At 59.6% G+C, this 5,310-nt stretch carries 4 protein-coding genes; 2 read left to right on the top strand and 2 right to left on the bottom strand.

Features of this window, described 5'->3' with window-relative positions; genetic code table 11:
• Positions 1-143: 143 nt before the first annotated feature.
• Positions 144-1,760 (top strand): alkaline phosphatase family protein, encoded by a 1,617-nt coding sequence (locus F8N49_RS25195; RefSeq protein WP_151553045.1) that lies wholly within the window; start codon positions 144-146, stop codon positions 1,758-1,760.
• A gap of 154 nt (positions 1,761-1,914) precedes the next feature.
• On the opposite strand, the gene F8N49_RS25185 is transcribed toward F8N49_RS25195, so the two are convergent.
• Entirely contained in the window at positions 1,915-2,835 is a 921-nt protein-coding gene (locus F8N49_RS25185) for a TauD/TfdA family dioxygenase (protein WP_071174035.1), read from the bottom strand.
• A gap of 182 nt (positions 2,836-3,017) precedes the next feature.
• Here F8N49_RS25185 and F8N49_RS25180 point away from each other — a divergent pair, with 182 nt between their 5' ends.
• Positions 3,018-3,938, top strand: coding sequence for a LysR family transcriptional regulator (locus tag F8N49_RS25180; RefSeq protein WP_039756363.1), 921 nt, complete (start codon positions 3,018-3,020; stop codon positions 3,936-3,938).
• 58 nt (positions 3,939-3,996) lie between these two features.
• Here the strand turns inward: F8N49_RS25180 and F8N49_RS25175 are convergent, their stop codons facing one another.
• Complete coding sequence (locus F8N49_RS25175; RefSeq protein WP_122747902.1) at positions 3,997-5,010, bottom strand: ABC transporter substrate-binding protein; 1,014 nt, start codon at positions 5,008-5,010, stop codon at positions 3,997-3,999.
• Positions 5,011-5,310: the final 300 nt, after the last annotated feature.

The raw sequence follows: 5,310 nt of genomic DNA, 5'->3' as shown, positions 1-5,310 counted from the left end.
AATACGCATTTCCAATGTGGGAGCGAGCCTGCTCGCGAAGAGGCTGATGCAATCGCTGCATAAAAACCATTCCCCAAATGCACTTGCCGAAAACCCCCACCGACAGCGAAAACCCTCACCTGTCCCACTGACCGGTGAACTCCATGCCCACTCCTCCCAACCCCGTGCGCAACGTGCTGTACATCATGTGCGATCAACTGCGCCGCGATTACCTGTCCTGCTACGGCCACCCGCATCTGCACACGCCGAACATCGATCGCCTCGCCGCCGAAGGCGTTCGTTTCAGCCGTGCCTACACCCAAGGCACGATCTGCGGCCCGTCGCGGATGTCGGCCTACACCGGGCGCTATGTCAGCAGCCATCAAGTGGCCTGGAACGCGGTGCCGTTGCCGCTGGATGAATTGACGATCGGCGATTACCTGCGACCTCACGGCATCCGCACCGCGCTGGTCGGCAAGACCCATGCGACGGCCAATGTCGACGCCTTGCAGCGCCTGGCAATCAACCCGGACAGCGCGCAAGCCGAGTTGCTCAATGAGGTCGGCTTCGAACCGTACCTGCGCCACGACGGCATCTACCCCGACGATCCGTCATTCGACGACAAGCGCGAATCCGCGCCCTATACCCAATACCTGCGCGCGCAGGGCTTCGATGGCAAGAATCCCTGGCACGACTGGGCGAATGCCGCCGAAGGCGAGAACGGTGAAATCCTCAGCGGCTGGAAAATGCGTCATGCGAATTTGCCAGCACGAATTCCCGAGCAACACTCAGAGACTGTCTACACTACAAATCGCGCCATCGACTTCATCACCGAGCAAGGCGAGAAATCCTGGTGTTTACACCTCTCGTACATCAAACCACATTGGCCTTATATCGTACCGGCACCATACCACGCCTTGTACAGTACGAAATCGATTTTTCATCCGGTCCGCGCGACGCCCTCCGTAGCCAGCAAACACCCCGTATACATTGCCTTTCGCCAGCATGAGGAAAGCCTCAACTTCTCCCGCGACTCAGTACGATTGAATGTAATCCCCACCTACATGGGCCTGATCAAGCAAGTGGATGATCAGTTGGGGCGGCTGTTCGATTTTCTGCAGAGCAACGGGCGTTGGGATGACACGTTGATCGTGTTCACTAGCGATCACGGCGATTTCCTTGGCGATCATTGGCTCGGTGAGAAGGAGTTTTTGCTTGAGCAGGCGGTGGGCGTGCCGTTGATCGTGCGCGACCCTCGGGCGGCGGCGGATGTCACTCGTGGCACTGTCGATGAGCGGCTGGCGGAAACCATCGATGCGCTGCCGACGTTTCTTCAAGCGTTGGGATTAGCGGGCGCGGAACACCGGCTGGAAGGGCGTTCATTGATCCCGTTGCTGCACGGGGAAAATCCCGATTGGCGCCGCTATGCGATCAGCGAATACGACTACGCCTTTCAGGCCCCGGCGCGGGAACGACTGGGCCAGCCGATCGACCGGTGCCGCATGACCATGGTGCGCAGCGAGCGCTGGAAATACCTGGCGTACGACGGGTTTAGACCGCAGCTGTTTGATCTGTTGAATGATCCGCAGGAGCTGAGTGATCTGGGTGAGGACCCGGCGTACGCGGCGGTGCGCGAGGAGCATGCGGGGTATCTGTTTGAATGGGTACGCGCACTGAAGCGGCGGACGACGATCAGCCATCCGGAGATCGATTTGCGCGGGCAGCGGTTTCGTTATGGCGAACCGGAAACCGACAAGGTTGTTCAGATTGGTGTGTGGTAGCTGTGATCAAATGATCGTTCCCACGCTCCGCGTGGGAATGCAGCCCGGGACGCTCCGCGTCCCAAAACCGGACGCAGAGCGTCCGTTGAGGCATTCCCACGCAGAGCGTGGGAACGATCAATGTGGGAGCGAGCCAGCTCGCGAAGAGGCCCGATCAGACGCCGACGATATCCGGACCTTTGATGGTCTGGCTGCGCTGCCCACTTACCCCCACTGGCACCTCGCCCTTGAGCGTCACCCGGCGCACCACGCGATCCTGGGTGCCGTAATCATCAATCGCGTAATGCTGCGTCGAGCGGTTGTCCCAGATCGCCACATCTCCAGCCTGCCAGCGCCAGCGCACGGTGTTTTCCTGGCGGATCACATGGCTCTGCAGCAAGCCGAACAGGTGCGCCGAATCCGCCTGTGAATAACCTTTGATGCGTTTGACGAAATGCCCCAGCAGCAAGCTCTTCTCGCCGCTGATCGGGTGCACGCGCACCACCGGGTGCTCGGTTTCGTAGACGGTCGAGGTGAAGACTTTGCGATAGCGCTCCAGCTTCTCTGCCGAGACGTCCGGCTTCGCACCGGCGTAGTCGTACTCGTTGCTGTGCACAGCGGTCAGTTTGTCGGCCAGCTCACGCAGCTCGCTCGGCAAGCCGCGGTAAGCGGTCGCGGTGTTGGCCCACAGCGTATCGCCGCCGAAGGCCGGGGCGACCACCGAGCGCAGGATCGAGGCTTTCGGGTAAGCGTCGACGAAAGTCACGTCGGTGTGCCAGGAGTTGGCGCGCTGACCTTCGGCGCCGTCCAGCTCGAGCAGGTAACGGGTGCCTTCGCGCGATGGCACGGTCGGGTGCGCCACCGGTTCGCCAAGCAGATGGGCGAAGGCTTCCTGACGCTGATCGTCGAGTTGCGTCTGCTCGCGGAAGAACAGCACTTTGTATTCGACCAAGGCTTGCTGGATGGCTTCGACAGTGGCGGCGTCCAGCTCACCGGACAGATGCACGCCACGGATTTCGGCACCGATACGACCGGCTACCGGGTGAATTTCCAGCGCGTGAGAAACGGGTTTTACGGCGAGTGCGGCATTGCTCATGGGAAGACCCTCATCGACGGTTTACGGTTTTGGCGGCAGCGAAACAACGCTCTATCTATATTCCAATTACATCTAATAGATATTCATATGCTTCGTTGACGGAATAAGAGCTTGCATTTAAAACCTCAAGCAACCCTCGTCGCAAATGCCTTCGAGCTATTTTTAGGATGCCGGAAAAGCATATGGATCTTCGCCAGTTGCGCTACTTCATCGCCCTCAACGAACACCGCAGTTTTGTCCGTGCGGCAGACGCCATGGGCATCACTCAACCGGCGTTCAGCCGCAGCATTCAGGGGCTGGAGCAGGAGTTCGGTTGCGTGCTGGTCGATCGCGGCAACAAGGATCTGCGTCCGACGCCCGAGGGCCAGGTGGTGCTGCAACATGCCTTGAGCCTGGTGCAGGGCGCAGCGTTGCTCAGCGCTGAAGTGACGCAAATGACCAAGCTCGACGCCGGCGAAGTGCATTTTGGTTGCGGGCCGGCGCCAGCGGTGAAACTGGTGCCCGATGCGGTGGCGCAGTTCATCAATGCGCATCCGAAAGTGCGCACCTGTTTTCAGGTGGATAACTGGGAAAAACTCAGCCGCGCGCTGAGCCGCGAAGAGATCGAATTCTTCATCGCCGATATCCGCCATTTCGAGTCCGACCCTAATTTCCAGACGCAACCGCTGACGCCCAAGCGCGGGGTGTTTTTCTGCCGGCCGGGGCATCCGTTGCTGGCCAAGGAAAGCCTGTCGACCAACGACATGTTCGACTTTCCCCTGGCCGCCACCCTGATCCCGCCAGGCATTCGCAAGCTGCTGGCGAACCTCAGCGGGCGCATCGATTTCTCACCGACCATCGAGACCGAGCACTTTCCGGCGCTGGTCAAAGTGGTACTGCAATCCAACGCGATCGGCGTCGGCACGGAGGAGGCGTTTATTGAGGATGTCGCCAAGGGTTCGCTGGTGCTGCTGCATTGGCGCAACCTGCCGCAGAACCTCGAAAGCATGAACGCCCGCTGCGGCATCGTCAGCCGCACCGGGTTTCGACTATCACCAGCAGCGAGGGCAATGATCGAGACGTTGGTCGCGGTGGATCGGCAGGACGTCAGCGTCGCTGTCTGAAACTCCTTCGTGACACACGCCGATCGTTCCCACGCTCTGCGTGGGAACGATCTGGAAGCTAAAGCCTGGCTGCAGAAAGCTCTGGCGCCACCCAATCACTGACCTTGAACGGCTTGCGGATCAGCTTCTGCTGCGCCGCCAGGTCGACCTTGTCCTGCAGGCCGCTCAAGAACACCGGATCCAGTGTCGACGGGAAAATCTCGCTGAGATTCTGGTCCTTCAGATCCTGAGCAAGAATCACCGGCGGATAACTGGCCAGCCCTGATACCAGCTGCACATAGGCATCCTTGTTGCTGTCCTGAGTCAGCCACTCGACCGCTTGCTGCTGCGCCTTGAGCAGTTTCGCAATGACCTCAGGGTGGGCGTCGACAAACTTGCCATTACCCAGCAACACCGCCTGCACGCTGCCAGCGCCGCCAAGGTCCTTGGTGTTGAGCGGCAATTCCGCCAGGCCTTTGGCTTGCAACGCACTCAGCGCGGAGCTGCCCCACGAGGCATCGATCTGCTTGGCCGCGAGCGCCGAGACCGCCGCGTTGAAATCCAGATTGATCACCTTCAGATCCTTCTCGCTCAGGCCCTGACTGGCCAGCGCCGCATCGAACGACAGCTGCGTCGCCGTCCCGCGAAAGATCGCCACGCGTTTGCCCTTGAGATCCTGCAGGGTCTTGATTCCCGAGCCGGGCACCACGCCGAGGTATTGCTTCACGCCACGCGCCGTGGCGCTGAGCAGGCGCGTGTCCAGACCATTGGATTTGCCGATGATCGCGGCCAGATCGCCAAGATAGGCCAGATCGACCTGCCCATTGGCAAACGCCTCATTGATCACCGGCCCGGCGCCCTTGAAGAAACTCCACTGGATCTTGATGCCCTGCTCGGCGAAGGCCTTTTCGAAGATCTGCTGATCGCGCAGCACATCGACGATGCCGCCGCCGCTGTGTTGAGTGCCGGCGCTGAGGTCGGGCACGGCGATGCGGATTTCCTTGAGTTCTCCGGCTTGGGCGCCAAGCGCAAGAAAGCCTGCAAGCGCCGGGGCGGCCAGCAGGCCAATGATTCGTTTGAAGGGAAGGTTCATGGGTGCGGCTCCTTGATCGCTGAGGAGCTGAAAGTAGGCTGGATGCATACCTTCACTTAAATACTATAAATGCACATTTTTATATCCATATGACCTAAGCGAGGGCGTGCGCGGTTTGCAGCGCGATATGCATTAACAGCATCGAAAATATTCTTCGAATGCATTGGATGCGCGTCAGCAGGCAAGCCTTAAATGGATTCGCTTATCTCCCGATAGCATCTAACGCAAGTTTGTTAGATCAGTTTCATATATGACGAAACCCAAGGTGGAAGCGAGCCTGCTCGCGAAGAGGCCATGCCA

Source organism: Pseudomonas sp. GXM4 (assembly GCF_008923895.1).
GTDB lineage: Bacteria > Pseudomonadota > Gammaproteobacteria > Pseudomonadales > Pseudomonadaceae > Aquipseudomonas > Aquipseudomonas atacamensis.
This window is presented reverse-complemented; position numbering and strand designations above follow the sequence as displayed.